The sequence below is a fragment of the Ruminococcus sp. MCC718 genome (assembly GCF_018783905.1).
Lineage (GTDB): Bacteria > Bacillota > Clostridia > Lachnospirales > Lachnospiraceae > Hominisplanchenecus > Hominisplanchenecus faecis.
In genome coordinates, this window is the sequence record NZ_WQNP01000002.1 from 13,691 (window position 1) to 38,807 (window position 25,117).

Consider the following 25,117-nt stretch of genomic DNA (forward strand, 5'->3'; position numbering starts at 1 on the left):
AACAGACAGAACACAACAAAAGAGGGCTGCTGCTATAGAGCAGCGGCCCGTTCTGTTTTGTCAACGCATAACCGCATGGAATTTGCAGTTATATGTTGAGAGTACAGAAAAAAGAGAGGAAAGAGACATATGTGGAAAGAACAGGAAGGATATCTTTTATATGAACCGGATCAGGATACGCTTGTGGTATCCGAACATATCGAGATTCATAATATGCAGAAAACAGCAGGGATACTACCGGTACATTCTGTGGAAAAAGATGGCATAGAACTGTTCTTATGGGAGCATCAGGGACTGGTGGAATTATCAGAATGCATCGGAGATCTGAACCAGAAAAGATTTGTCCAGGTACTGCTTTCTGTCCTGGAAGTCCTGCAGGAAGTCAGGGCACAGGATGTCCGAAATCTGGAAAAGATCGTACTTGATCCGAAATACATCTATATGGATCCATATACCGATCAGATTTATCTGATACAGCTTCCGATACCGGAACCGATGCAGAGTCATATTGGCTGGGAGAGCAGACTGAAAACTTTATTTCAAGATCTGCTTGGGAAAAATAGCATTTCCGGGATGGATTTTGCACAGTCGATGCAGATTCTGCTGAGAGGAAAGATCGCAGCACCGGAGAATTTGGGGCGAAACCTTCATATCATAGCACAGAAACGAATTTATGGTTTTACATACCAGAAAAGAGCACGACAGAGAAGGATTCAGCCATATGAAAATCCGCAGATTCGTGAAGCATTTGAAGAACTGTGGAGTATAACGGAGAAAACGGAAAGTCAGAAGTCACAGAAAAATAGCTTACAGCAGGAAACGAATAGAAAAGCAGATTCAGAATCAGACAGAAAGCCAGAGTTAAGACCAGAAGTAAGAGAAGAAACAAAATCTGAGATAAAACCAGAGCAAATCCAGGAACAGGAAGTCTCTCAGCACACAGAACGTTTTCATCAGAAGCTGCTCTCTGATCAGACAGCTGCAACAGTCGAAAAGAAAAAAGAAAAGAAGCAGAGTGGTATTTTCTTCCGGAAGAAAAAGGAGAAAGAGGAAAAACCTGTCAGTGAGCCGCCGAAGATTCAGGAAGTGCAGCCGCAGAAATCGGTGACGGAAAATCCAAATACGAATATAAATTCAAATACGAGTGCAAATTCAAATCCAAATACGATGCAGCAGGATCAGGTACAGATTCTGCAGAATGCCAGAAGTCGAAAACAGGATACACAGGTACTGCGTCAGAATATCTGGAATTCGATCAGTGGGGCACCGGGAAGCGGTGGATTTGCAAGCGTGGCACCGGTAAAGCTCGGCGGACAAAATGGCAGTACGGGAAACAGTCAGGGACTTCAAAGGGAAAAAATGGGAAACGAGCTTCATTTTGTTTCCTTTGACGGTACAGGAAGAGTTGATTTTCTGATAAATAAATCTTACTTTGTGATTGGAAAGATGGCATCGCAGGTGGACGGAGTGATCAGTTACACGCCGACGATCAGCAGAGCACACTGTGCGATCCAGCTGGAGGGAAGCGAGGTTTATCTGGAGGATCTTGGAAGTTCTAATCATACTTTTGTAAATGACCGGGAGTTGACACCGTATGAGCGTGTAAGGATTACGCCAAAAGACAACATCCGGCTGGCAAAAGAGAGATTTGCTATTTTATATAGATGATGCAGGTGAAAAATGAGGAAAAACAGACGAATTGTTTTAGGGATAAAAGAGGAAGAAATGCTGCTTGGTCTTGCCTGTGTATTTTTAAAACACGGGGCAGAGCCGGAAGAACTGGAACTGATATCAGATCCGGCATTCCTTGAAAATAAGCAGGACATAGACTGGCTGATCGCAGACGAAAGCTGTGCAGAAGGTATTTGGCCGGTCACAGGCGAGGCATTTGTGATCGGGGACAGAACAGAAAAGAATCCGGATATCATGTATCTGAGAAAAGGTCTGACTGCAGAGGAACTTTATCAGGAAATGGTTACAAAACTGACCGTACGCGGTATGTCAGAGGACGATATGCAAGATGAATCCCGGTCGTTTGATTTTGAGATGGACGATATACCGGAAGAAAATATCGGGTCCAGACTGTATCTTTCGTACAGTCCGGTCGGAGGCTGCGGTAAAACGCTTGGTACGCTGGCTCTTTGCAGACATTTTGCACTGCAGGGAAAACGGGTTCTTTATCTGAATCTGGAGCCGAATCAGGATTTTGCATTCTTTTTGAAGAACAGAAAGGCTGCATCTGCAGATTTTGCGGATGCCGTGTGCAGTCAGAAAGCAGATCTGAATGATCTGCAGTCTGCTGTGGGAGAAGAGGGATTTTTCTATATCAGACCGCTTGAGCATCACAGGATTCAAAATCAGGATTTTTTAAAGACATTTACCGAATACATTCAGAAACTTCTGGAACAGGAAGAATACGAAATCATTATGGCGGAGATTCCATACAGGCTGGATCAGGATGCAAAAATACTGGCAGATCTTGCAGATAAGGTGCTGGTTTTTGGAAATCAGAACGAGGAGGCAGCATTTAAACTTCGTCTGGCAAAAAAATCAGAAATCACAGATCCGGAGAAATATTTATATATCTGCAATCGCTTTCGTGAGGAGGATAAAAATAATCTTGAGGATATGGACATCACAGAATACGTTCCGGAAGTAGAGAATCCATCGGTGGAGAGTCTGACAGAAAACGACTGCTTTTTCCTGACAGCAGAGATTCTGCGATAGGGAGAGCAGATATTCAGGAGTGAGTTATGATACCAGTGAAAGTAAAGAAGAAAGCACAGAAGATCAGCGTAAAACACAAGCTGACATCAAAAGAGCAGATTGCATATCTGGAAAATTCGCTGATCGAATCAGGGGAGATCCCGGAATTGTTTCCGCCTGTGATAAATACAGGGATTTTGGGTACGAAAATCCAGTTTGAACTTTACAATTGTATGCCGGTCTGTGAGTATATTGCAAGCGGCATAAATCTTGAAAAATTTTGCAATTGTATGGTAGATATCATACACATTATTCGAAAATGCGAGTCGCATGGCATCAGTATCAGCAATCTGGAACTGCGCCCGGAGTATATTTATTTTAATTACGAGAATAAAAAAGTTGTGATGCTGTACTGGCCGATCAATTCCGTAAAAGAATATCCGAATATAAAAGAAATGTTTGTAAGGCTGACAAATGCGTACTCTTACCGGAAGGGTGAGCGAGATGCATTTGCGGTGCTGGTAAATCTGATCAACAGACGGGAAAAAATGGATTTGCTGGAATGGGAAAAGAGTTTTACTTCCTGTGAAGGCACAAAACGTTTAAGTCGAAAGCAGTATTTTCTGCGGCATCTTTCTTCCGGAAGAGCTGTTGCGATACCGGGTTTTCCGTTTCTTGTGGGAAGACAGCCGGGAGCCTGTGAGCTGACGGTGAATGACCGGCTTGTAAGTCGAAAACATTTTGTGTTGAGCGGCGGTGGAGATACGGTTTATATCAAAGATCTGGGAACTGCAAACGGTACGTATGTTAACGGAAAGGTGCTTTTGCCAAATCAGGAGTTTCTGATACAGGAAGGAAGTTTTATAAAAATAGGAACACAGGAATTTAAATTTACAACAGAAGGATAAGGAGTGTGGGAAAATGGGATTGATACTGGCAATCTATACGAATAATGCTTATCAGGAAGTGCATTTGCCTTCCACGGATAATGCAGATTACGATGTATGGCTAAGGGCGAAAGAATACAGTATCCGCAAAGATTTACATCTTTTTATGGATGTACAGGATCAGCAGTGGCGTTTTAAAGACTCGGCAGATTATATCGTAACCTGGGCGAGAGGGCGTTTTACAGGGATTCTGGAAGCAGGACAGATTCTGCAGATTGAGACGAAGCAGGGTGATAACCTTGCCATGCTGGTGCTCGCATCACCGACGGAACTTGCAGCATACAATAAATTTAAAGTTCTCGGAAGAAGTATTACGATCGGAAAAGCGGATGACTGTGATATTTGTTTTCCGTCGCAGTCGATCATTTCGCAGCATCATGCAGAACTTCAGTTTCAGAATGGAAGTTGTATGATCCGGGATACCAGTACCAATGGAACGTATGTAGGACATCAGAGGTTAAATGGTTCCTGCACACTGAAATTCGGTGATCTGATCAACCTGTATGGACTTTCGATCATTTATCTGGGAGACATTATCTCGGTAAGCTGTCTGGAAGGTCAGGTTTATATCAATCCGGATAAACTGGAAGTACTGACATTCCCGAAGGGAGCAGGTGACACTGGAGCGGAAATCGAAGAAAAAGGCGAAACGACCGTTCATATTTCACCGCGAGTGATTCCAAAATTATTTGACGGGGAAGAACAGATTGATAATGTGCCGCAGAAACAGGAAGAAGACCGCAAACCGGCATGGATGAGTATTCTTCCTTCGTTTACGATGATGCTTCCGATGCTTCTGGGCTATACGCTTATGAATTCCGGAAACATGGGAATGGGCATTTTTATCACGGCAGGTTCGGCGATTGTCGGTACCACATGGGCAATCATTAATCTGAGATATACAAAGAAAGACAATCGCGAAAGAGAGCAGATGCGTCTGAACCGTTACGAAGAATATCTGGTTCAGTGTGCAGACCGTATTCGCAGCAAGTTCGAATTTAACAGACAGGCTATGCTGAATATGTATCCGGATGCAAATACATCCAGCCATTACACGGCAGATTCGGTAGAGATCTGGGCCAGATCCAAGCAGTATTCGGATTTTCTGTTTGTGAGACTCGGACTTGGAGAAATGCCGTTTCAGGTGAAAATCACGGTTCCAAAACAGGGATTTACTATGATTGATGATGAACTGTCGGAGCGTCCGGAGAAACTGGCAAAGAATTTTGAGACGATGCGAGATGTGCCGCTTGGCGTGTCTTTAGAAGAACATTCGGTAGTTGGAATCCTGACGGACAGTGACAAAATTGCAGCCATGAACCTGTCGCGTGTGCTGATCTCGCAGATTGCATCCACACACAGTCCGGCGGATGTAAAACTGGTTGTTTTATATGATGAAAATTCAGAACATGCCGAAGAATGGTCTTATGTGCGCTGGCTTCCACATGTATGGAATGAAGAACACAGTATGCGTTATGTGGCATCAAATGAAAATGAGATCAACGATGTTTTGTATGCTCTTGCACAGGTTTTGCGAAATCGTTCCGAAAATATACAGTCCAGCTACGGAAATACAGCGAAATTTTACCCGCATTATGTGGTGTTTGTGGAATCCCCGGAACTTCTGGATTCTCAGATGGTATCAAAATATTTGTATGAAAGCGGAACCACCCTTGGCGTTACAACTGTGATTTTTTCCGGCATGTATGAACAGCTTCCAAGTGAGTGTAGCTTTATTATTCAGGATAATCAGGAATTTCAGGGTATTTACGGTGTTCGTGAAGGTGGTGATGAGAGACGAAGTGTTCTCTTTGACTATCTGGATGCGAACAGCATTGAGCAGATGGCAAAACGTATGAGCTGTCTGCGTGCAAATCAGATGGAAGCAAGCAGTGATATTCCGAATTCCATCACGTTCTTTGAGATGATGGGTGTACATCGTCTGGAAGAAATGAATGTTCTGGAACACTGGCGTAAAAACCGTACCTATGAATCTATGCGTGCACTGATCGGTCAGAAAGCCGGAAATAAAGAATGTTACCTCGATATCAATGAAAAATACCACGGACCGCATGGTCTGGTGGCAGGAACGACTGGTTCCGGTAAGAGTGAGACACTGCAGACGTATATTCTTTCACTTGCCGTAAATTTCAGCCCATTGGATGTCGGCTTTTTGATCATTGACTTTAAGGGTGGCGGTATGGCGAATCTGTTTTCCAATTTGCCACATACGATCGGACAGATCTCCAACCTTTCCGGAAACCGGGTTCGCAGAGCCATGGTATCCATCAAGAGTGAGAACCGCAGGCGTGAGCGTATTTTCGGAGAATATGGTGTAAAAAACATTGATGAATATACGAAACTTGTCAAAAATCGTGAGGCATCCGAACCGATTCCGCATCTGCTGATCATCATCGATGAGTTTGCCGAGCTGAAAAGAGAAGAACCGGAATTCATGCGTGAGCTGATCTCTGTAGCACAGGTAGGACGAAGCCTTGGCGTACATCTGATCCTGGCAACTCAGAAACCGAGCGGTACCGTAGATGATAATATCTGGAGTAACACGAAATTCAAGCTCTGTCTGCGAGTTGCAGACAAACATGACAGTAATGATATGCTTCACAAACCGGATGCCGCTTATCTGACACAGACAGGACGAGGCTATCTTCAGGTTGGAAACGATGAAGTTTATGAACAGTTCCAGTCCGGATGGAGCGGAGCCGTCTACGATGCAGAAGGCGGAAGCAGCAAAAACGGAGCAATGCTTCTGGATCTGCAGGGGCGTGAGATGGTATCCGGAAGACGTTCCAAAGGCGAGAAAAAGAAAAAAGCAATGCAGAAATGGATGACAGAGATTGTCACCGTGATTGCAGATTTCTGTGAAAAAATGCAGATCAGTGCTCTTTCTGACTGTACAAGAGAAGAGCGAAGGGCTCTTGCAAAACAGGTGATCGGTGAACTGAACTGCAAAGAAGAGCGTTTTCCGGAAAATGCATCGAATCTGCATATTATGGAAGAAATCATACACTATCTACCGCAGGAAGCAGACGGACCGGAAGAAGCAGCAGATTATCTGATCGAAGTATTCCAGGAAAATAATAAAAAACTTCCGGAACAAAAAGAGATCACGCAGCTGGATGCCGTGGTACGTTATCTTGGCGAATTGGCAGAGAAAAATCATTACATCAACAAACAGAAATTGTGGATGCCGGAGCTTCCAAAACAGCTTGCGATCACAGAACTGCGTGGCTATGAAGAAAATGCTTATCAGAACGGAAGATGGATGGAACACGAAAAAGAATTTGTTCTCTCCAGTTATATCGGACTTGTGGACGATCCGGAAAATCAGATGCAGTATCCGCTGATGATCGATCTTGCGACAAAAGGACATCTCTCCGTTGTCGGCGGCGTGACAAGCGGAAAGAGTACGTTCTTACAGACCCTTGTGTACGGTCTTCTGACAAGCTATTCACCGGAAGAAGTCAACGTTTATGCAGTGGACTTCAGCAGTCAGATGCTCTGTGCATTTGAGGACGATATCCATGTCGGCGGAATCGTTCTGGAAGGTGAGAATGACCGACTGAATAAACTGTTCGGCATGATCACAGGTATTCTTGCAGAGCGTAAGAGCATGATCAAAGGTGGAAGTTTTGGACAGTATATCCGTCTGCACGGTCATGAAATGCCGGCAATCGTTCTGGTGATCGATGGCTATGCAAACTTCCGTGAAAAGACAGACAATCGTTTTGAAGATATTCTGCTGGAACTGTCAAGATCTGCCGAAGGCTACGGAATTTTCCTTGTCATCTCTTCCGCAGGATACGGTGCATCCGAACTGCAGAATAAGATTGCGGACAATATGCGTCAGAGCATCTGTCTGGAACTTGGCGATAAGTATCGCTATACCGAAGCTCTCCGCACATCGCATTTTGATGTACTGCCGGAAAGCAATGTAAAAGGCCGCGGACTTGTAATTTATGACGGAAATGTTCTGGAATATCAGACAGCCATTTCCTGCGTGGCAGAAAATGATTATGCACGTTCGGAAATGATCAGAGAAACCTGCCGGAAGATGTCCGAAACCTGGCGTGGACACCGGGCAATGCAGATCCCGGAAATCCCGGAAAAACCGACATGGAAGACTTTTACCGGGCTGGAAAGTTACCGAAAAGAAATCCAGAAAAAAGAAATCCTGCCGATCGCATACTTGCAGGAAGATGCTTCTGTTTTCGGCGTGGATCTGGCAAAGACCTTCTGCTATACACTGCTTGGAAGAGAGCGTACCGGAAAGTCGATATTGCTTCGTAACATTGCCTGTGCGGCAAGAGACATGGGCGGAAGGATCTTATTCTTTGATAATGAGAAAGAATCGGACAAGGCAACAGCAGAACTGACCGGGGCAGAGTATGCTTACACACCGCAGCAGTATTTCGACAATATCAAAGAAATGATCAACGTTACGAATGAACGTGCACCTAGAAGAAAAGAACTTCAGAAAAAAGGTCTGGAAGATGAAGAAGTATTCCGCCAGATGCAGCAGGAATTCCCGGCAGTCTTTGTATGTATTGCAGATCTGCAGTGCTTCCTGCAAAACGTATATACCGAAATGGAAGGTATCGGTAAATTAAGTCCGTGGATTGAAAATATTTTTGCCAAAGGCCGACTGCTAAATGTATTTATTTTCGGAGCATATAACGTATCTCAGAGTGTGACTATGATGGATAAGATTGCCTACCTGAATTTCAACAGCGAAAAGAACGGTATTGTTCTTGGAGGAGAACTCAGCAAACAGAATGTACTGTCTTACACAAATATCAGCTACAGTGAGCAGATCAAGCGTCTGAAACCTGGAATTGCCTATGCTACAAATGCGGAAGATAATCAGCTGATGGATATGATCGTTATCCCGCAGAACAAGGGGCTGACGCAGTCATGATCCGTATTCTGGGATATGGAAAACCGGAAGAAATGAAAATTTTAAGAAAGCTGCTGACGGAGATTTCCATTCAGCAAAATCTGGCAGATTATCAGCTGGATACTTTTGTTGTACTGGAAGAATGGGCAGCGGCGATTGAAAAGGCAGAACTTCTGGATCTTCTGGTGTGCGATGTGTCTGACAAAATGGCAGTTGAAACGCTTGTAAAAGCAAGAAAAAGCTACAGAGAAGCCAAGATCATTCCGATTGCAGATGACAGTATTCTGCCATCAGTGTATGTCAGACCGGATATTTTTCCATGTACTCTTTTGTGGAGACCGATGGAAACAGAGCAGAATAAAAAAGCCATGCTTCAGATTCTGCTCTCCATGTCGGAATTTACAGAAGAGGAAAAAGTATTGCGTATCCGTACAAGACAGAAAGCTCAGTATATACCATATGATAAAATTTATTATATAGAGGCAAGAGATAAAAAACTGTATGCAAGAACGGAATACCAGGAGATTGGTTTTGGAGGAACTTTGATGCAGCTGCAGAAACAGCTGAAAGATTCCTTTGTACGGTGTCATAAAGGCTATCTGGTAAATAAGAGCAAGATTCTGGCGATTGACTGGGCAAATCATCTGGTGCAGCTTGGATCAGAAATCGTGTTGCCGATCTCCAGAAACTGTCAGAGTAAACTTCGGGAGGTTTATGATGCAAAAGATGGCAGATAATATATGGATTTTGTCAAATCTGGATCTGAAGATCTGTATGCAGACTCTGGGGTATAAAGGCGAAATGGATTTCCCAGTCATGCAAAGGGAAAGCTCCTTAAGCGAAAGAATCGCATCGTCAGTCGTGAAACTGAATCAGATGGGCTTTCTGTATCTGGAAGAAAACGGATATCAGCCGACAGAAAAGTTAAAAGAGAGTTTTTCAGGAATTATAAATTCAGATCTGAAACTGAGAGTGCTGAAAAAAGAAAGTATGCCGATCGTGTTCTATAAAAAAGACAGGATATTTACAGCAGTGGAGCAGATGTCCGTTCAGCAGGAAAGTGTCCGGATTTCTTACTTATCAGAGCATGCACTTCTGGATTATATATGTAAGGTTCCGGGCGGACAGCTGGTGGATGAATTTGAAAAAAAAGCACGGTCTGACAAGTTTGAACAGGCAGAAGAAATCCTGGCCTTTAAAAAAGAAAATGACTGGAAGTTTTTATTCATCTGGAATGCAGCGGACGGCAGAAAAATGTTATGGGATCAGGCAAAGGCAGAAGTATTTAGCCGGGAAAACGTTTTACGGGTATTGGAGGAAGAGTGCATATGATGATTGTGAAAGTTATATTTGCAGAAATGAATCATGCCTATGATTTTAAAGTAGATGAAACACAGAAAGTAAAACAGGTAGTAACAGAAATGGCAGAGATGATCGCAGAAAAAGAACATCTGAATCTCAGCAAAGATCCGGGAATGTTCCTTTTGTGTCAGCAGAACAGACAGAGCGTTTTTCTGCCGGAAAGTACGCTGGCTGATAATCAGGTTTCTTATGGAGATACCCTGTTTCTTGTATAGAGAAATACCGTTTATCGCAATTAGCTTACCGCTTATCGGATTTTTAAATGAAAAAAATTTTTTGTGTTAAAGTTGATTTATCGAATGGAACAATACAGACAGGAGATAAGGAGGGAAGCAATTTGCTCAAAGTCAATACAACAGTTCTGGATGATCATGCGTCCACATTACGCCAGATAAGTCATCTGCTGTCAGATACTTTGGAAGAAATCAGGACTGCAGAGCATTTGCTTGCATCTCAGAACAATGTATTTGAAAAAGAAATTTCCGTACTTCGCAGGCAGGAGCAGAATCTGGAAAAAGAAGAAGGTTTTGTTCGGAAAATGGCAAAAGTACTGGAAGATGTCAGCAGTCTTTATGCAAAGACAGAACAGAAACTGTCAACGCAGGATGACGGCATTGGGACAAATACAGGTTTAAAAGAGGCGTTTCGTCTAAGACAGCCGGATAAGCAGAACCAGATGAGAAATCGGTGGATCAGCGGATGGCTTGGAGCGAATGTTTTCGGGCAGATCGATACCGGGGAACTGGAAAGGCAGATCGATCGTATGATCCATTTCAGTGAATAGTTACAGGAAAGAGAGGAGGCAGAGAATGAAATTTGATGTAGAGACAGGGCAGGTAAATACTATGGTGCAGTCCTATCAGGAGACATTAAATCAGATTTCTCAGAACCGGGAGAAAATGTACCAGGCTCTGGAATCTTTAAATGGAATGTGGCAGGGCAGTGCACACGATGCATTTACAGCACAGTATCAGTCAGATAATCAGGAAATGCAGCAGCTGCTCATAGAACTGCAGAGAGTGGCTGAAAATATTTCAAAGGCACGTGTAGAGTATGATACGTGCGAACAGAATGTAAAATCAGAGATTGCTGCCATTCAGATTTAAAGTTTAAGGGGGACAGATTATGGCTTTAACAGGGCAGATTATCGTAACGACAGAGCAGCTTCGTACGCAGGCATCAACGGTAAGGACAGACCTTAGAACGATGCAGTCCCAGTTTGACAAACTGAAAGGATTGATTAACGGCTCTGCAAATTACTGGATCGGGGAAGCAGGGAATGCTCACCGAAAACAATATACCTCAAGAATCACCAGAATTGAGGAAATGTTTAAAAAGTATCAGGAACAGGTAAAAGATCTGGAAGAGATGGCAGGAGTTTATGAGGCAGCCGAGGCGGCAGCAGCCAATGCGGCAAATTCCCTTCCGGCAAGTACATTGGATTAAAGGAGAGAAAGTATGGCAACCTATAAGTCTATTTCAATTGCCTTTGGAAATGCACTTGCACAGGCACAGAAACTGGAGAACAGTGCAGAGCAGATGCGAAATGCAAGCAGGCAGCTGGACACAGTAAAAGAATCCCTGCGAAGCGAATGGGAGGGTGAGAGTGCATCCCTGTACTTACAGAAATGTGATGCATTAAAACAAAAACTGGAGAAGACAGCAGGTGATCTGGTACAGATCGCAGCCGTTATCCGCAAATCTGCAAAATCCTATCGCGATGCGGAGATTAAGGCACTTCAGGCAATTGCAACAAAGGGAAAAGGATGATAAGACGATGATCCGATACCAAATGCAGGATATCGCATTTTGATGACCAATCATCGGAAATCAGACATAAAAAGATGGATGTAAGGTAAGATAGCATCATCAAGAACAGGAACACAAAAAAATCTACATAAAGAAAGGAAATGAACATCATGGCAAAATTTCAGGTAACAGCATCAGAGTTAAAGGCAGCGATCACGGATCTGACTGAGAAAAACAAAGCATTTAAAAACAAAGTAAGTGAACTGGAGCAGGCACAGCAGGCATTAAGAGCACAGTGGCAGGGCGATGCAAATACAGCTTTCAACAATGCATTTGAGAAGGACAAAGAAAAATGGACAACCTTTTCACTTCTGATCGAGCAATATATTCTGGCACTCCAGACCATTCTGACAACTTATGAAAAAGCAGAAGTTACCAACACTTCAACAGCAACGACAAGAAGCTACTAAAGATTAAGAACAGCAAACAGTAAATCAAAGACAGAATAAACGATAAAAACAGTAAAAGGAGATCAAGATTATGGATGGAACATTATTAGTAACACCTGCGGAACTTAAAAATACAGCCAGCACATTTCAGGGAAAAGCAGCAGAAGTAAAAACATTGCATGATGAGATGATTTCAAAAGTCAATGCTTTATCAGGAAGCTGGACAGGAGAAGCTTCAGAAGCATATAAATCAAAATTTACTTCTCTTCAGGCAAGCATGGACAAGGTAAACCGTATGATCATGGAGCATGTCAATGATCTTAATACCATGGCAGAGCAGTACGAGACAGCAGAGAATGCAGCAAAGAGTGCAGCAAGTGAACTCCCGGCAAGTACATTAGATTAAAACATAAGTGAGCAGATAGCCAGAAAGAGTTCAAAGAGACTCATTCTGGCTATCTTTGTTACAGAAAGAAAAAGGAAGAGAGGAGAGAAATGTGAGTAAAATACGAGTGAATACAAATGCGTTGGATCAGCAGGCACAGCAGATGGAACAGATAGCGAGAATGTTGAGTTCTGTGTCATCCGATGTTTCTTATGTAAACCGTAACCTGAGCTGGAAAATATCATCCAGGGCACAGATTAAACATTCATTAAACAATTATTCCAGTTACATAAATAATCTGGAGCGAAAAAGTAAAAGTTTTTCCGGCGTTTTAAAAGAAGCTTCCACACAATATCAGAGTACCGAAAAAAAACTTGGTGCAGTCACGGTAAAAGGAAAGGAAAACAGCGAGGACAACGGAAAGAAGAATACGGAGCCGGAAAAGGATAAAAAGGATAACGGGTTCTGGGAGAAAATCTGGGATGCTGTTGCCGAGGGTGGAGTTGTCGGTCCGTTGATTGCCATTTTCGGGGGACTTGCCACAGGAGGAGTACCAAAAACAACAAAAGACTGGGGAGGTATTTTAAAAAAGATAGTAAAATCTGCAGGTGCGGCAGGAAAGGCAACGACCAGTTCTTTTGATCTGAAAACATTGCTGGGTCTTAATGTAGATAAAAAAGCAGGAGGAACTTTCATAGAAAATCTGCAGAAACAGGTAGATAAACTGAAATGGTCAAAAGCAGACAAAGTAGGCGATAAAATTGCTGTAGGTGCAAAATGGGCAGGATATGGATTGACGCTTCTAACTACAGGATATGATAATTTTACCGATGAAAGCAATACCACTTTTGGAAGAAAGTTAGCAGAAACAATCGGAGAGACCGGGGTCAAAATCGGAGAGGGCATAGTTCTGGCTGCTGTGGCAGGAACGCTGGGAGCTCCGGCCGTTCTAACGGGTGCTCTGATAGTTGGGGCTACCTGGGGAATTGATTATGCAACCAAATATCTGACCAAAACTTTTATGGGCGAAGAAAAGGATTTTGCAGAATTTGTGTCAGATGCGGTGTTGGATACGGTTGGTTCGAAAGTGAAAAAAGCAGGCAAAGCAATCGGAGGATGGTGGAAAGATATCACTTCCCCGGGATGGAGAACTGCCTATGCAGGCGGCGGTGGTGGAAGCTGGTAAAAGAGCCTGCGATATGATAAGATAAAGCATACGAAAATAAAAACAGAAAGGTGTAGAAAAACATGAAATTTTCAGAATTATTACCGATTGGTACCGTTGTACTTTTAAAAGATGCTCAGAAAAAATTAATGATTTTTGGCGTCGGTCAAACAAATGAAACCGACAATATCGACTATGATTATATCGGAGTCATGTATCCGGAAGGAAATATGGGAGAAGGAACACAGTTTTTATTCAATCACGGTGACATTGCAGAAATTTGTTATCGTGGTTATGAAGATGAAGAAAGGGAAGAATTTATAAACAGAATTCAGGAGATATATGACAACAATAAAGAAAATTGAAGATTTAAAAGGGTTTAGGAGACCAACAGAGAAAGAAAGTAATGCAATTACAGAATTTTTTACCGCATATTTTCAGCGTTCCATAAAATGGTGCAAAAGGCTGAGTTCTGTAGCCAGTGTGGCAGGTGTTGTTTTCATGGCATCGTATGCATCCATGGGGATTCTGGCGATCATCATAGGTTTACTGTTGTTCGGTGTGACGTTCTGGACCATCTGGCAGAAAAAAAGTTATCAGGAAAAAATAAGGGTATTTCAAAGAAAAAATTACGGTGTATTGGACGGAAGTGTCTGTGAAAGAGCGGTACATGAGACACCGGGCACAGAACTTGTAAAGTTTGTCTCTCAATATGGAGAAAAGCTTGATAAAACATATATTGTAAACAGCAGAAGATTAGAGAACGGAACCCGGCTTCTTCTTGTATATGTTGGAGCCGATCAGATGAAAGGCGGCTTCTCCTATGCATTCACATCCTATATGTTGACAGAAGAAGGAAGAAGGAAAACCGTATAAACAAAAACATACAGGTGAATGAACAATGGCAAATTTCAGACTTCCCCCTCCCTATACGATCATACGGCATCTTGGTAAGGGAGGTATTGGAGAGATTTATCTGGCATACCATGAAAATCTGCAAAAGCAGGTGATCGTCAAAAAGGTAAAGGATCACTGTGTGGACATCATGGACAGCCGTATTGAAGTTGATATCCTGAAAAATCTGCATCATCGGTATCTGCCGCAGGTTTATGATTTTATCCAGATAAATGGCGGGATTTATACGGTCATGGATTATATTCCGGAGCATGATCTGGAGTACTACTGTAACCGGCAGATGCATTTTTCGGAAGAACAGCTTCTGTTCTGGATGCAGCAGCTTCTGGAAGTTCTGGATTATCTTCATACGAGAAAACCGCCAATCCTGCACTGCGACATCAAACCGGCAAACATTATGATACAGGAAGATGGAGATATCTGTCTGATCGACTTTAATATTTCGATTGACGGTGAGAGCAATAAAGAACTGATCGGGCTCAGCAGCCAGTTCGCTTCGCCGGAACAGGCAAAAAAAGCGGAGATGATCCTGGCAGGAAAAGATGGGAATCGGATTCATCTGGACGGGCGAAGTGATCTGTACAGTCTGGGAGCGGTATTTTATTTTCTGATGACCGGAATCTATCCGGATGCGAAAAGAAAAGATCTGATCGAGCTGAAATACCTGGATCACGGCTACAGCAACGAGCTGGAGAACATTGTGACAAAGGCGATGCAGCCGGATATCCATAAACGATTTAAAAATGCAAAAGAGATGCAGAAAGCACTGGAGCATCTGGAACAGTGGTCTTCTTCCAGGCTGTTCAAAAAGAAAGTACTCAAAGCTACTGCGATAGCGGCAGTTACCGTCAGCGTGTTTGGCGGAACACTTTTTTATCGCAGCGTGGATGAGAGAAAGTACCGTGATTTTGCAGATGTGGCAGATATTTATGTGGAAAAAGAAGCGGACTGTGATTACAAAAACAGCGAAACATCAGAAATTGAGATCTTATACGATGATGGGATTGCGATCCTGAATACAAAAAAATATCAGAAATATTTGAAACGTGATTCGCAGCGAAAGGAAGAAGTTCTGTATGCTGCGGCAAAAACGGCACTCTTTCTGGAATATTTTGATCAGGCAGAGGATTTGCTTCAGGCAGCAGTAAATTGTGATGAAGAAAATGCAGAATTATATCGTGATCTGGCAATCACCGAGGCATCGCTTGGTGATTATGAACAGGCAGAGAATTATTTACGCGAAGCAAAAAAGCGAAATCTGAAAGAAGAAGATGTCAGCATGATCCGGGCGGAGATCGATCTGCTGCAGGGAGATGTCCAGACCGCTTATTTTATGGCAGAAAAAGTTCTGGAGAATACCTCTGATGATCTGATGTTTCATGCTGTTCATGTATTTTTACAGGCGGCACAGGAATCCGGACATATGGAAGAAGGGATTTCTTTTTTGCAGCAAAAAGCAGAAAGCATGCCGGTCAGCAGTCAGGTTTTCTGGCTGAGAAGTGCGGCGAGGATGGCTTTGCAGATGAATGAGACAGAGGTTGCAGGCGAATGTCTGGAGAAGATTGCAGAAACGGGTCTGGTATTACTGGAAGATCGCTACAATCTAGATGCAGTCTATGAAGAACAGCAGAACTGGGATAAGAGTATCAAGATACTGGAAAAAATCACAGAAGAATATAAGACAGAATACAGGGCATGTATTCGACTTGCTTATGTAAATTATCAGTGGAATAATGACAGACGACCGGCTGACCGTACCTATAAGCAGGTCTTTTTGTGGTATGAAAAAGCAAAAGAAATCATGGAGCAGTCCGGGATCGATGAAGAAAAAGATGCAGATATGGTACAGCTGAAAAAAATTATCTCACAGCTGGAAGAATTGGGATGGAGAGCGGAATAATGCATAAGAAAAAGAATATAAAATTTAAAATCATTACGGGTGTTGCTGCAGCAGGCACAGTCATTGTGATCAGTGTTGCGGTCATCACAGGGCTTGGGCAGAGCAAATCTCAAAAATACGGTGTCCATCTGAAATCAGCCAATCAGTATCTGGTAAAAGAGGATTATGCGGAGGCAGAGAAAGAATATCTGCAGATGATCAAGATCTGTCCGGAGAAAGCAGAAGCATATCAGGAACTGGTCAGCATGTACATCAAAGAGGAGGACTATGACAGTGCCTATGATATAGCAAGTCAAGGATACGAGAAAACAAAAGATACTTTTCTGGAAACCGTGCTTGAGAGGATTAAAAAGCAGAAGCAGGAAGAAGGCAAAGATGACAGTTTGATCAGACAGCAGGTTCTGGATGTGGCAGAGTCGGAAGAAGAAAATGTGGCAGTTCGTTTTCTTCTGCTGGATAATATCGCAAGTTTCGGCTATCAGAATTATGTGGATGCTTATGGAAACTGTGATGTCTCATCCGGCAAGGACGGTGATTATGCGGCACATTTTGCCGGTTTTAGCGGTATTGCTTATTATAAAAATGCAGGGGAACAGCCAGAGGCGATCGATACAGTCACAAGACAGGTCAATCGCTGTGCGAAACCGTATCGGATCGAGCTTTCCTCTCCTGGTATGCTGTTTGTAGGTTATAGCGATTTTATCAGTTACGAGAGACTGAAAAGTATTTTTGGCATGGATGCAGAACCGGTAAAAGATGGCGAAGGAAAATACTGGATTGAATTTTCTGTAAATTCCTGTGATGTGAAAATTGAAACGGACAGTGAAGGAAATATGAGCGGAAGTTCACCGACCATCATACTGGCACCACAGGATGTTTCTTATGTGGAACTGGAAGAGGAGACGGAGGGTGAAACGGAGACGGAGGATGAAAATACCTTTGTTCTTGGTGGAGAGACTTTCAGCTATGATGAAAAAGAAATTTATCTGGCAAATGTAATGATAGATGATCTGTCACCGCTTGAACAGTGTAAACAACTTAGAAGCCTGATTTTGATCAACTGTGATATTGATGATATTACACCGTTGCGTGGATGCGAAAGTCTGGAAGAATTGTGTCTGGATGATAATCCATTTTCTGATATAAGTCCGGTGGCAGGACTGAAAAATCTGAAATATCTGCAATTCCACGAATCAGGAGTCAGTGATATCAGTCCTATTTACGATCTGGATCTTGAATTGATGAATCCATGTTCCGATGGCATTGATCTGGAGCAGGTAAAAGAATATAAGAGACGGCATCCGAATTGTACGTGCTTTTATGATTATGAAGAAGTGCTGTTGGATGACTAAGAAGGCAGAAGGGAGAGCATATGGAATCTTTGGCATATGTTTTTGAAGATACACAAAAAAGGTTACTGGAAGATCGGAGACTGTATGATTTAACTTCGAGAGCAGTTATGTGTACACTTCTGTATGCAGAGAACATTACCGATACCAGAGTTTTTGGAAATTATTATACAAATATTCAGGTCACAAATAATACCGTCTTAAATGAAGCGGAGAGGCTGTCCAGGATTTATCCCAAAGTGGCGGTTCTGAATTTTGCCAATGCGGTGACTCCGGGAGGAGGAAGCTCTTATGGAGAAATGTCCCAGGAATCCAGTCTGTGCAGATGCAGCAACCTGTTTCCATGTCTGTCAAAAGCGGATAATATTGTCCACTTTTATCAGTACAACAATGAGAGATCGCCGTATTACAGCAACCGCATTATTTATTCTGAAAACATTACTGTTTTTAAAGAAGAGAATGGCTATGTAAAAAGACAGTATGACTGGTTTCCGATTGATGTCATTACCTGTTCGGCACCGAATCTGAGAGTCCGGGACAGACGGATAAAGCGAAAGAAACTGGAAAAAATTTTGACCGAGCGAATTCGAAATATTCTGCTTTCCGCTCAGATCCACGGTGTGCAGGCACTGGTTTTAGGAGCTTTTGGCTGCGGAGGTTTTCGAAATTCACCGGAACTGGTAGCTGATATTTTTGAGAAACTTCTGGTAGAAGGAGAGTTCCAGTCGGCTTTTCGTGAGGTTATTTTTGCGATCAAGGTTGATAATCTGGGAGATAAAGAAAATTTTGAGATTTTTACCAGAAAATTTAACGGAGAAATACCGAATCCACTGTGGGGAAAGAAAGTTTCTATCTACGGTGATTCGCTCAGTACATATTACGGATATAATCCGCCGGAGTGCAAGGTGTATTACACACCGAAATATGCAGAAAGAAATGGGATTTTTTCCGTGGATTCAACGTGGTGGATGATCGTGCTAAACCAGCTTGGAGCCAGACTTCTGACGAATCATTCCTGGAGCGGAAGTAAAGTTTATGGAAACATCGATTCTTCCGGCAGCAGTGAGTGGCGTACCAAGTGTCTTCATCAAAACGGAGAAATACCGGATGCAATTTTAGTTTCTCTTGGAATGAACGATTTTGGAAACGGCATTCCGGTCGGAAAAGGTTATTTCCAGACGGCATATGAAAAAATGCTGTGGCTCTTACGATGCCGTTATCCGGATGCAGAGATTTACTGTGCAACCATCTGTCCGGCAGCGGTCAATGGACGGCGGGCATTTCCGAAAAGAGTGAAGGGAAATTCACTGGAAAGTTATAATGTTGCGATTCGAAAATGTGCGGCGGCGTATGGATGCAGACTAATTGATCTGCGGAAAATGAATGTGATGTATGAGACGATGGATGGCTGTCATCCAAACGTTCAGGGAATGTATCAGCTGGCAGTCGGCTGGATACAGGGATTGTTGACAAATAGTGTGAGTGTGGAGAAAAAACAGGGAAATCTGGAAAACAAGCTGATCGTGGTGTTGATTTTTCTGGTAATTGTATTATTAGTTTTATTATTGATTCTTATTTTCGGATAAGTGTGTGAATGCCTTGAACCAAAGGGAGATAAATGGTAGTATATCTACAAAGTATTTTCCTGGTGTTTGGGGCATTTTTATTTGTTTTATCTTAGTCGAAGAAGACTCCCACTTCTATAAAGTGGCGAGCAACAAATTTGTCTTAGTGGGAGTTCAATCTCCGACTAAGATAAACGCTCCGCGAGGATGCACAGCGATTCTGTTAGGTAAATGTCAGCAAAGCTGACCAGAATCGCGTGCCAAGTCTCACGTGCGTTCGACTTGAACTTGAATGAGCAGGAAAATCAACAAACAAGACTGGGGGACTACAAGTTGATAAAGATGGATCGTCAGAAGTTTATTCGGCCGGATCGTCAGATGGTTCGGATATCCAGGGAGAAGCTGATCATACCGGAGCGTGAGGCAGCCACACAGCGGATGCTGGCGGGGCAGCAGAGGGAAACAAAAACAGCAGATATAACAGAGGCAGAAAAAACAGTAAATGAAAATATAGCAGAAGCTGTAAACGCAGCAAACAAAAATATAGAAAATGCAGTAAATACAGCAGCCACAGAACATCTGCAAACGAAGCAGCCTGAAATAGCAGAGGAAGCGAATAAACCAGAAAACAGCATTGTCTTAGCATGTGAGATCGATGAGGTGATCAACTATGCACTGGTTCACAATGGTGCTTCTGTCGTGCGTGATATCTGCATCAAAAACACATCCGAAACGGAACGGAATGCTCTGCTTTTAAAAATCGCTTCGGACGGTGAGCTGATGGAGGATTTTGTGTGCGGGATCGAGGCACTGCAGACAGGTGAGGAGCTGCATTTTCGAAATCTGGCTCTGACATTCCATGTCGGATATCTGGCATCGATCACGGAGAAGTTTTCCGGTCAGCTGACGGTTACGGTTCTGGATGGGGAAACTGTGCTGGCATCGGAAAAGATCAATATCACGGTTATGGCGTTTGATGAGTTCCCGGGATTTCAGTATACGCCGGAGCTTCTGACATCTTTTGCAATGCCGAATCATCCGGCAGTGGTCAGTCTGATCCAGCTGGCATCGAAATATCTGGAGAAATGGACGGGCGATCCTTCTTTGGACGGTTATCAGTCCGGTGATCAGGAGCGTGTCAAAAACATGGCGGCAGCAGCTTATGCGGCGATCCAGCAGAAAAATATTACATATGCATCGACAGCGAGCTTTGAGGCATGCGGGCAGAGAGTCCGCCTGGCGGATGCGGTGCTGGAGCAGCATTTTGGAAACTGCATGGATCTGACGCTGCTCTATGCGGCATGTCTGGAAGCGATGGATTTAAATCCCTTCATGGTGGTTGTGGAAGGTCATATTTTTGCCGGTGTCTGGCTGGTGGACGGAGCGTTTGCAGATATTCTGGTGGATGATCCGTCACAGCTTGAGAAACGTATGGCAAAAGGCATTCAGGAGCTTACGGTCGTGGAATGTACGGCGATGTGTTCCGGGCAGAATGTAAGTTTTGACGAAGCAGCAGCCATGGCAAAACGGCGTGTTTCCAATTATGGGAAGTTTTATTTTGCAATCGATGTGAAGCGTGCCAGAAGCAGGGGAATCCGTCCACTTCCAATCCGGGTTCAGACGGCAAACGGGTTTGAGGTTCTGCACGAGGAGCGAAAAGAAAAAGAGGTCACAGGTGGATCAGACAGCAAAATCGAGGTCTTTGATTTTTCGGACTGTACGGAAAAAGCACAGGTCACAAAACTGACGCAGTGGGAGCGCAAACTTCTGGATCTGAGCCTTCGGAATATGCTGATCAATATGCGTGTCACAAAGAGTGTTGTGCCGGTTTTGTCCGCGGATATCGGAAGTCTTGAGGATGCACTGTTTGACGGGGAAGCGTTTCAGGTGATGCCACGGCCGGCTGATGTAGGTGTGAATCCGGCAGCAGAAAGTCAGATCGAACTTCTCAACAAACTGGGAGAATTATCAGAATTTATTTCTTTTGAAAGCAAACACAAAAGACTGCATTCCATTTACAGCGAGAAAGATTTAAGCACTTCTCTGACGAAAATGTACCGTTCTGCAAAAGCATCTTTGGAAGAAAATGGAGCGAGCACGTTATATCTGGCACTTGGTATGCTTCGTTGGTTTGAACAGAAAAAGAACGCACAGGCAAGATACGCACCGATCGTTCTGGTACCGATCGACATTGTGCGAAAGTCTGCGGGCAGAGGCTATGCGATGCAGATGCGGGATGAGGATTCACAGATCAACATTACGCTTCTGGAGTTTCTGAAGCAGAATTATGAGATCACGATTCCTGGCATGAATCCGCCGCCGCAGGATGAGCATGGAATGGATATGCCGAAGATTTTTGCAATGATCCGAAAAGCGGTGATGAGCATGGAAATGTGGGATGTGCTGGAAGTTGCCGTGATCGGAAACTTTTCTTTTTCGCAGTTTGTGATGTGGAATGATATTCATAACAACCGTGATTTCCTGGAGGGAAACAAGATCGTCCACAGTCTGATCGAAGGAGCTGTGGACTGGGACTGCACGATTCCGGAAGAAGTGGATCAGGAGGAGGCTTATTTACCGGTAACGGCGGATGCTTCTCAGCTGCATGCCATCAATATGGCTGCCGCAGGGGTGAGTTTTGTACTGCACGGACCGCCGGGAACCGGTAAATCGCAGACCATTACAGCATTGATTGCAAATGCACTGACAAAAGGAAAGACAGTTCTTTTTGTGGCAGAAAAAAGAGCTGCACTGGAAGTGGTACAGAAACGTCTGGCGGCACTTGGAATCGATGATTTCTGCCTGAAATTACATTCGAACAAAGCTACGAAAAAGGCAGTTTTAAATCAGCTGCGGCGTGGTCTTGAGATTGACATGGAAGGCACAAAAACAGATTATGAGCAGAGAATTGCGGACATCCATGCGATGCGTACCGAACTGGATGCTTACGCAAAAGCACTACATAAAAAAAGAAATTTCGGAAAGAGTCTGCGTCAGCTGATCGATCTTTACGAAAGTATTCCGGAAACAAAAGAACAGGTAAAATTTCCGGTATCGGATATCAAAAATATAACAGAAGGTGATCTGAGCAGTCAGAAAAATCATCTGGAACGTCTGATCTCAGCCGGAAGATCCATCGGTCATCCGTATCAGCATCCGCTTGCGGCAGTGAAAAGGGCACAGTACAGTCAGCATCTGAAAACGGAACTGGAGCCGGCGATGCAAAACTATCTGTCTGTACTTGATAGCATCCAGGCTCAGATGGCGGATTTTGCCGCCTCTGCCGGAATCAAAAACCCGGTCACAAAGGCAGAATGGAATCAGGTATCCGAACTGATCCGGTGTATGGAAAGTACGGAAAAAATGCCTGCCTTTTTGAGGACAACAGATTCTGTTGAACGTGAATTTTCCGTTCCGGAAGAATATCTGGAAAAACAGGAGAAATTTGAACAGAAAAAGGCAGAAATGCTTTCAAAATGGAACGAGAATTTCTTAAGTCAGGACATGAGTTCTTATCATGCGAAGTACGAAGAAGCAAACAAAAAGGTATTTTTCTTAAAAGGAAAAGCACAGGCGGCACTTGTGGCAGAAATGCAGCTGTTTGCCGCATTTCCGGTGGAGGTCGAGCAGATTCCGCTGTATCTGACGGAGATCACTGCTTATCAGCAGGAAGAGCAGAAAATGGAAGCGGCAGAAGCAGAACTGTCTTATGACTGGAAACAGATCTTGAAAGAACATCTGACAAATGAAGAAATGCAGTCTTATAAAGTACAGATCCAAAATCAGAGAAAGAATATGGTACGTTTTGCCGGAGTACTTCAGGAAATCGAGGCGAGGGGCATTTTAAGTACACTTGTCCGGAAGGGAAAAGCACTCTTTTCTATCTGGAATAGCATGGATGCTGCAGAGCGAAAGGTTGCAGAGCTGCTGGAGCTGAAATTTTGCGATGAGAAAGCAGACTGGATTGAGAACAGAAAGGCACTTTGTGGCTGTATTCTGGAAAATGCAGGCGCATTAAAAGACTGGATTGTTTATCAGCAGAATGTAGATCTGTGCCGGAAAAACGGGCTTGCTCCGATCTGTGATGCCTATGAAAAAGGCCTTCCGCATGAAGTGGTATTGAATGTATATCTGCGTTCCATTTACCGGGCGATCATTCTTGGCGTGATCGAATCCGAACCGGTGCTGAACGGATTTACCGGAACCGGTTTTCAGGTTCAGATCGGGCAGTTTAAAAAGCTGGATCAGGAATGTATGCAGCTGACAAAAGAAGAAATGTTTTACCGGCTGTCATCGCAGCTTCCGTCTGTCGGTGATTCGGTGGAAGTCAGCAGAGAACTGAATTATTTAAGAAGGGCGATCAGCAGCAACGGCAGAGGTATTTCCATCCGTCTACTGTTTGAACAGATCCCGCATATTTTGCAGAGACTCTGTCCGTGTATGCTGATGAGTCCGATTTCGGCGGCTCAGTATTTAAAGGCAGAAAATGATCTGTTTGATATTGTGGTATTTGACGAAGCATCGCAGCTTCCGACCTGTAAAGCAGTCGGTGCCCTTGCAAGAGGCAAAAATGCAGTGATTGTAGGGGATCCGAATCAGATGCCTCCGACCAGCTTTTTTGCGGGAAATTCGGTGGATGAGGACAATCTGGATATCGAAGATCTGGACAGTATTCTCGATGACTGTCTGGCACTTGGCATGCCGTCCGCACATCTGCACTGGCATTACCGAAGCCGCCATGAGAGCCTGATCGCTTTTTGTAACCGGGAATTTTATGAAAATTCTATGCTTACGTTCCCATCGGTAAATGACCGGCAAAGACGCGTCAGCATGGTAAAAGTGGAAGGATTTTTTGACCGCGGCAAGAGCCGTGTGAACGAAGGAGAAGCACAGGCGATCGTTGCGGAGATCAAGAAAAGATATGCCGATCCAGAGCAGAAAAAGCAGACGATCGGTGTGGTTACTTTTAATGTTAATCAGCAGACTCTGATTGAGGATCTGCTCCAGGAAGAATATCAGAAAGATTTAAATTTTGATAAATGGGCAAATATGGGAGAAGAGCCGCTGTTTGTCAAAAATCTGGAGAATGTCCAGGGAGATGAGCGAGATGTGATCCTGTTTTCCGTGGCATTCGGACCGGATGCGGAAGGAAAGCTGTCCATGAATTTCGGACCGCTGAACCGGGATGGAGGCTGGAAACGACTGAATGTTGCGGTGTCCCGTGCCCGGTGTGAAATGGTGGTGTTTTCTGTTATGACAGCCGATCAGATCAATTTGAGACGAACAAAAGCAAAAGGCGTAGAATCTCTGAAATATTTCATGGAATTTGCTCAGAATGGAAAATTGCGGGGAGACTACAGACAGAATGAAGCAGTCAAAAATCAGGGGATCAAAGCAAAAATCTGCCGGGCACTTGCAGATGCTGGATACGAGTATCAGTTAAATGTCGGCCATTCAAAATTCAAAGTGGATATCGCAGTGATCAATCCGGATCATCCGGAAGAATATCTGCTCGGAATTATGACGGACGGAGATTCTTACTGTCAGTCGACAAATACGAAAGACCGTGAAGTGGCACAGTTTGAAGTGCTGAAAGGACTTGGATGGAAACTGTATCGCATCTGGACGATGGACTGGTGGGATGATCCGCAAAAGGAGATCACAAAACTTTTCGGAGTGCTTAAAATGAGAAAGAAGGAAGAACAGTAAC

The 25,117-nt window shown here is 43.7% G+C and carries 20 protein-coding genes; all 20 read left to right on the forward strand.

From position 1 onward, the window contains the following. Positions 1-129 precede the first annotated feature (129 nt). The 20 genes from GPK60_RS00055 to GPK60_RS00150 all read left to right on the forward strand — a co-directional run bounded on the left by GPK60_RS00055 (position 130) and on the right by GPK60_RS00150 (position 25,116). The gene (locus GPK60_RS00055; RefSeq protein WP_215658589.1) at positions 130-1,668 is read left to right on the forward strand and encodes an FHA domain-containing protein; all 1,539 of its coding nucleotides are present in this window, start codon (positions 130-132) and stop codon (positions 1,666-1,668) included. Positions 1,669-1,680: 12 nt separating this feature from the next. Next, complete coding sequence (locus GPK60_RS00060; protein WP_215658590.1) at positions 1,681-2,727, forward strand: hypothetical protein; 1,047 nt, start codon at positions 1,681-1,683, stop codon at positions 2,725-2,727. A 26-nt stretch (positions 2,728-2,753) separates the two neighbouring features. Continuing rightward, positions 2,754-3,614, forward strand: coding sequence for an FHA domain-containing protein (locus GPK60_RS00065; protein WP_215658591.1), 861 nt, complete (start codon positions 2,754-2,756; stop codon positions 3,612-3,614). 13 nt (positions 3,615-3,627) lie between these two features. Further along, the gene (essC, locus tag GPK60_RS00070) at positions 3,628-8,589 is read left to right on the forward strand and encodes a type VII secretion protein EssC (RefSeq protein WP_215658592.1); all 4,962 of its coding nucleotides are present in this window, start codon (positions 3,628-3,630) and stop codon (positions 8,587-8,589) included. 32 nt (positions 8,590-8,621) lie between these two features. Further along, complete coding sequence (locus GPK60_RS00075; protein WP_215658593.1) at positions 8,622-9,305, forward strand: LytTR family DNA-binding domain-containing protein; 684 nt, start codon at positions 8,622-8,624, stop codon at positions 9,303-9,305. Continuing rightward, on the forward strand, positions 9,283-9,900 hold the full coding sequence (locus GPK60_RS00080; RefSeq protein WP_215658594.1) for a hypothetical protein: 618 nt from the start codon (positions 9,283-9,285) through the stop codon (positions 9,898-9,900). Before GPK60_RS00075 ends, GPK60_RS00080 begins: the two co-directional genes overlap by 23 nt. After that, positions 9,897-10,145 (forward strand): EsaB/YukD family protein, encoded by a 249-nt coding sequence (locus GPK60_RS00085; protein WP_215658595.1) that lies wholly within the window; start codon positions 9,897-9,899, stop codon positions 10,143-10,145. Before GPK60_RS00080 ends, GPK60_RS00085 begins: the two co-directional genes overlap by 4 nt. A gap of 122 nt (positions 10,146-10,267) precedes the next feature. Then, complete coding sequence (locus tag GPK60_RS00090; RefSeq protein WP_215658596.1) at positions 10,268-10,714, forward strand: hypothetical protein; 447 nt, start codon at positions 10,268-10,270, stop codon at positions 10,712-10,714. 25 nt (positions 10,715-10,739) lie between these two features. Beyond that, complete coding sequence (locus GPK60_RS00095; protein ID WP_215658597.1) at positions 10,740-11,036, forward strand: WXG100 family type VII secretion target; 297 nt, start codon at positions 10,740-10,742, stop codon at positions 11,034-11,036. 19 nt (positions 11,037-11,055) lie between these two features. Next, positions 11,056-11,376 carry a WXG100 family type VII secretion target gene (locus tag GPK60_RS00100; protein ID WP_215658598.1) on the forward strand — a complete coding sequence of 107 codons (321 nt, stop codon included), beginning with the start codon at positions 11,056-11,058 and terminating at the stop codon, positions 11,374-11,376. A gap of 12 nt (positions 11,377-11,388) precedes the next feature. Beyond that, positions 11,389-11,700 (forward strand): WXG100 family type VII secretion target, encoded by a 312-nt coding sequence (locus tag GPK60_RS00105; RefSeq protein WP_215658599.1) that lies wholly within the window; start codon positions 11,389-11,391, stop codon positions 11,698-11,700. 149 nt (positions 11,701-11,849) lie between these two features. After that, a complete protein-coding gene (locus GPK60_RS00110) occupies positions 11,850-12,149 on the forward strand; it encodes a WXG100 family type VII secretion target (RefSeq protein WP_215658600.1) in 300 nt (99 codons plus the stop codon). Positions 12,150-12,219: 70 nt separating this feature from the next. After that, positions 12,220-12,534 carry a WXG100 family type VII secretion target gene (locus tag GPK60_RS00115; RefSeq protein WP_215658601.1) on the forward strand — a complete coding sequence of 105 codons (315 nt, stop codon included), beginning with the start codon at positions 12,220-12,222 and terminating at the stop codon, positions 12,532-12,534. A 91-nt stretch (positions 12,535-12,625) separates the two neighbouring features. Then, positions 12,626-13,699: a hypothetical protein gene (locus GPK60_RS00120; RefSeq protein ID WP_215658602.1), complete on the forward strand. Its 1,074-nt coding sequence runs from the start codon at positions 12,626-12,628 to the stop codon at positions 13,697-13,699. 62 nt (positions 13,700-13,761) lie between these two features. Then, positions 13,762-14,043, forward strand: a complete 282-nt coding sequence (locus tag GPK60_RS00125) for a DUF4176 domain-containing protein (protein ID WP_215658603.1) — start codon at positions 13,762-13,764, stop codon at positions 14,041-14,043. Continuing rightward, on the forward strand, positions 14,021-14,554 hold the full coding sequence (locus GPK60_RS00130; RefSeq protein ID WP_215658604.1) for a hypothetical protein: 534 nt from the start codon (positions 14,021-14,023) through the stop codon (positions 14,552-14,554). The genes GPK60_RS00125 and GPK60_RS00130 overlap by 23 nt, the downstream gene beginning before the upstream one ends. 25 nt (positions 14,555-14,579) lie before the next feature. Continuing rightward, positions 14,580-16,493, forward strand: a complete 1,914-nt coding sequence (locus tag GPK60_RS00135; protein ID WP_215658605.1) for a serine/threonine-protein kinase — start codon at positions 14,580-14,582, stop codon at positions 16,491-16,493. Next, on the forward strand, positions 16,493-17,845 hold the full coding sequence (locus GPK60_RS00140; protein ID WP_215658606.1) for a hypothetical protein: 1,353 nt from the start codon (positions 16,493-16,495) through the stop codon (positions 17,843-17,845). The genes GPK60_RS00135 and GPK60_RS00140 overlap by 1 nt, the downstream gene beginning before the upstream one ends. A 20-nt stretch (positions 17,846-17,865) precedes the next feature. Beyond that, entirely contained in the window at positions 17,866-19,428 is a 1,563-nt protein-coding gene (locus GPK60_RS00145; protein WP_215658607.1) for a TIGR02452 family protein, read from the forward strand. A 321-nt stretch (positions 19,429-19,749) separates the two neighbouring features. Beyond that, positions 19,750-25,116, forward strand: coding sequence for a DUF4011 domain-containing protein (locus tag GPK60_RS00150; protein WP_252191245.1), 5,367 nt, complete (start codon positions 19,750-19,752; stop codon positions 25,114-25,116). Position 25,117: the final 1 nt, after the last annotated feature.

Bases quoted from the DNA above. Each gene is read 5' to 3' on its own strand.
- GPK60_RS00055 (WP_215658589.1), top strand. From the start codon at position 130: ATGTGGAAAGAACAGGAAGGATATCTTTTATATGAACCGGATCAGGAT.
- GPK60_RS00060 (WP_215658590.1), top strand. From the start codon at position 1,681: ATGAGGAAAAACAGACGAATTGTTTTAGGGATAAAAGAGGAAGAAATG.
- GPK60_RS00065 (WP_215658591.1), top strand. From the start codon at position 2,754: ATGATACCAGTGAAAGTAAAGAAGAAAGCACAGAAGATCAGCGTAAAA.
- essC (WP_215658592.1), top strand. From the start codon at position 3,628: ATGGGATTGATACTGGCAATCTATACGAATAATGCTTATCAGGAAGTG.
- GPK60_RS00075 (WP_215658593.1), top strand. From the start codon at position 8,622: ATGAAAATTTTAAGAAAGCTGCTGACGGAGATTTCCATTCAGCAAAAT.
- GPK60_RS00080 (WP_215658594.1), top strand. From the start codon at position 9,283: ATGATGCAAAAGATGGCAGATAATATATGGATTTTGTCAAATCTGGAT.
- GPK60_RS00085 (WP_215658595.1), top strand. From the start codon at position 9,897: ATGATGATTGTGAAAGTTATATTTGCAGAAATGAATCATGCCTATGAT.
- GPK60_RS00095 (WP_215658597.1), top strand. From the start codon at position 10,740: ATGAAATTTGATGTAGAGACAGGGCAGGTAAATACTATGGTGCAGTCC.
- GPK60_RS00100 (WP_215658598.1), top strand. From the start codon at position 11,056: ATGGCTTTAACAGGGCAGATTATCGTAACGACAGAGCAGCTTCGTACG.
- GPK60_RS00105 (WP_215658599.1), top strand. From the start codon at position 11,389: ATGGCAACCTATAAGTCTATTTCAATTGCCTTTGGAAATGCACTTGCA.
- GPK60_RS00110 (WP_215658600.1), top strand. From the start codon at position 11,850: ATGGCAAAATTTCAGGTAACAGCATCAGAGTTAAAGGCAGCGATCACG.
- GPK60_RS00115 (WP_215658601.1), top strand. From the start codon at position 12,220: ATGGATGGAACATTATTAGTAACACCTGCGGAACTTAAAAATACAGCC.
- GPK60_RS00125 (WP_215658603.1), top strand. From the start codon at position 13,762: ATGAAATTTTCAGAATTATTACCGATTGGTACCGTTGTACTTTTAAAA.
- GPK60_RS00130 (WP_215658604.1), top strand. From the start codon at position 14,021: ATGACAACAATAAAGAAAATTGAAGATTTAAAAGGGTTTAGGAGACCA.
- GPK60_RS00135 (WP_215658605.1), top strand. From the start codon at position 14,580: ATGGCAAATTTCAGACTTCCCCCTCCCTATACGATCATACGGCATCTT.
- GPK60_RS00140 (WP_215658606.1), top strand. From the start codon at position 16,493: ATGCATAAGAAAAAGAATATAAAATTTAAAATCATTACGGGTGTTGCT.
- GPK60_RS00145 (WP_215658607.1), top strand. From the start codon at position 17,866: ATGGAATCTTTGGCATATGTTTTTGAAGATACACAAAAAAGGTTACTG.
- GPK60_RS00150 (WP_252191245.1), top strand. From the start codon at position 19,750: ATGGATCGTCAGAAGTTTATTCGGCCGGATCGTCAGATGGTTCGGATA.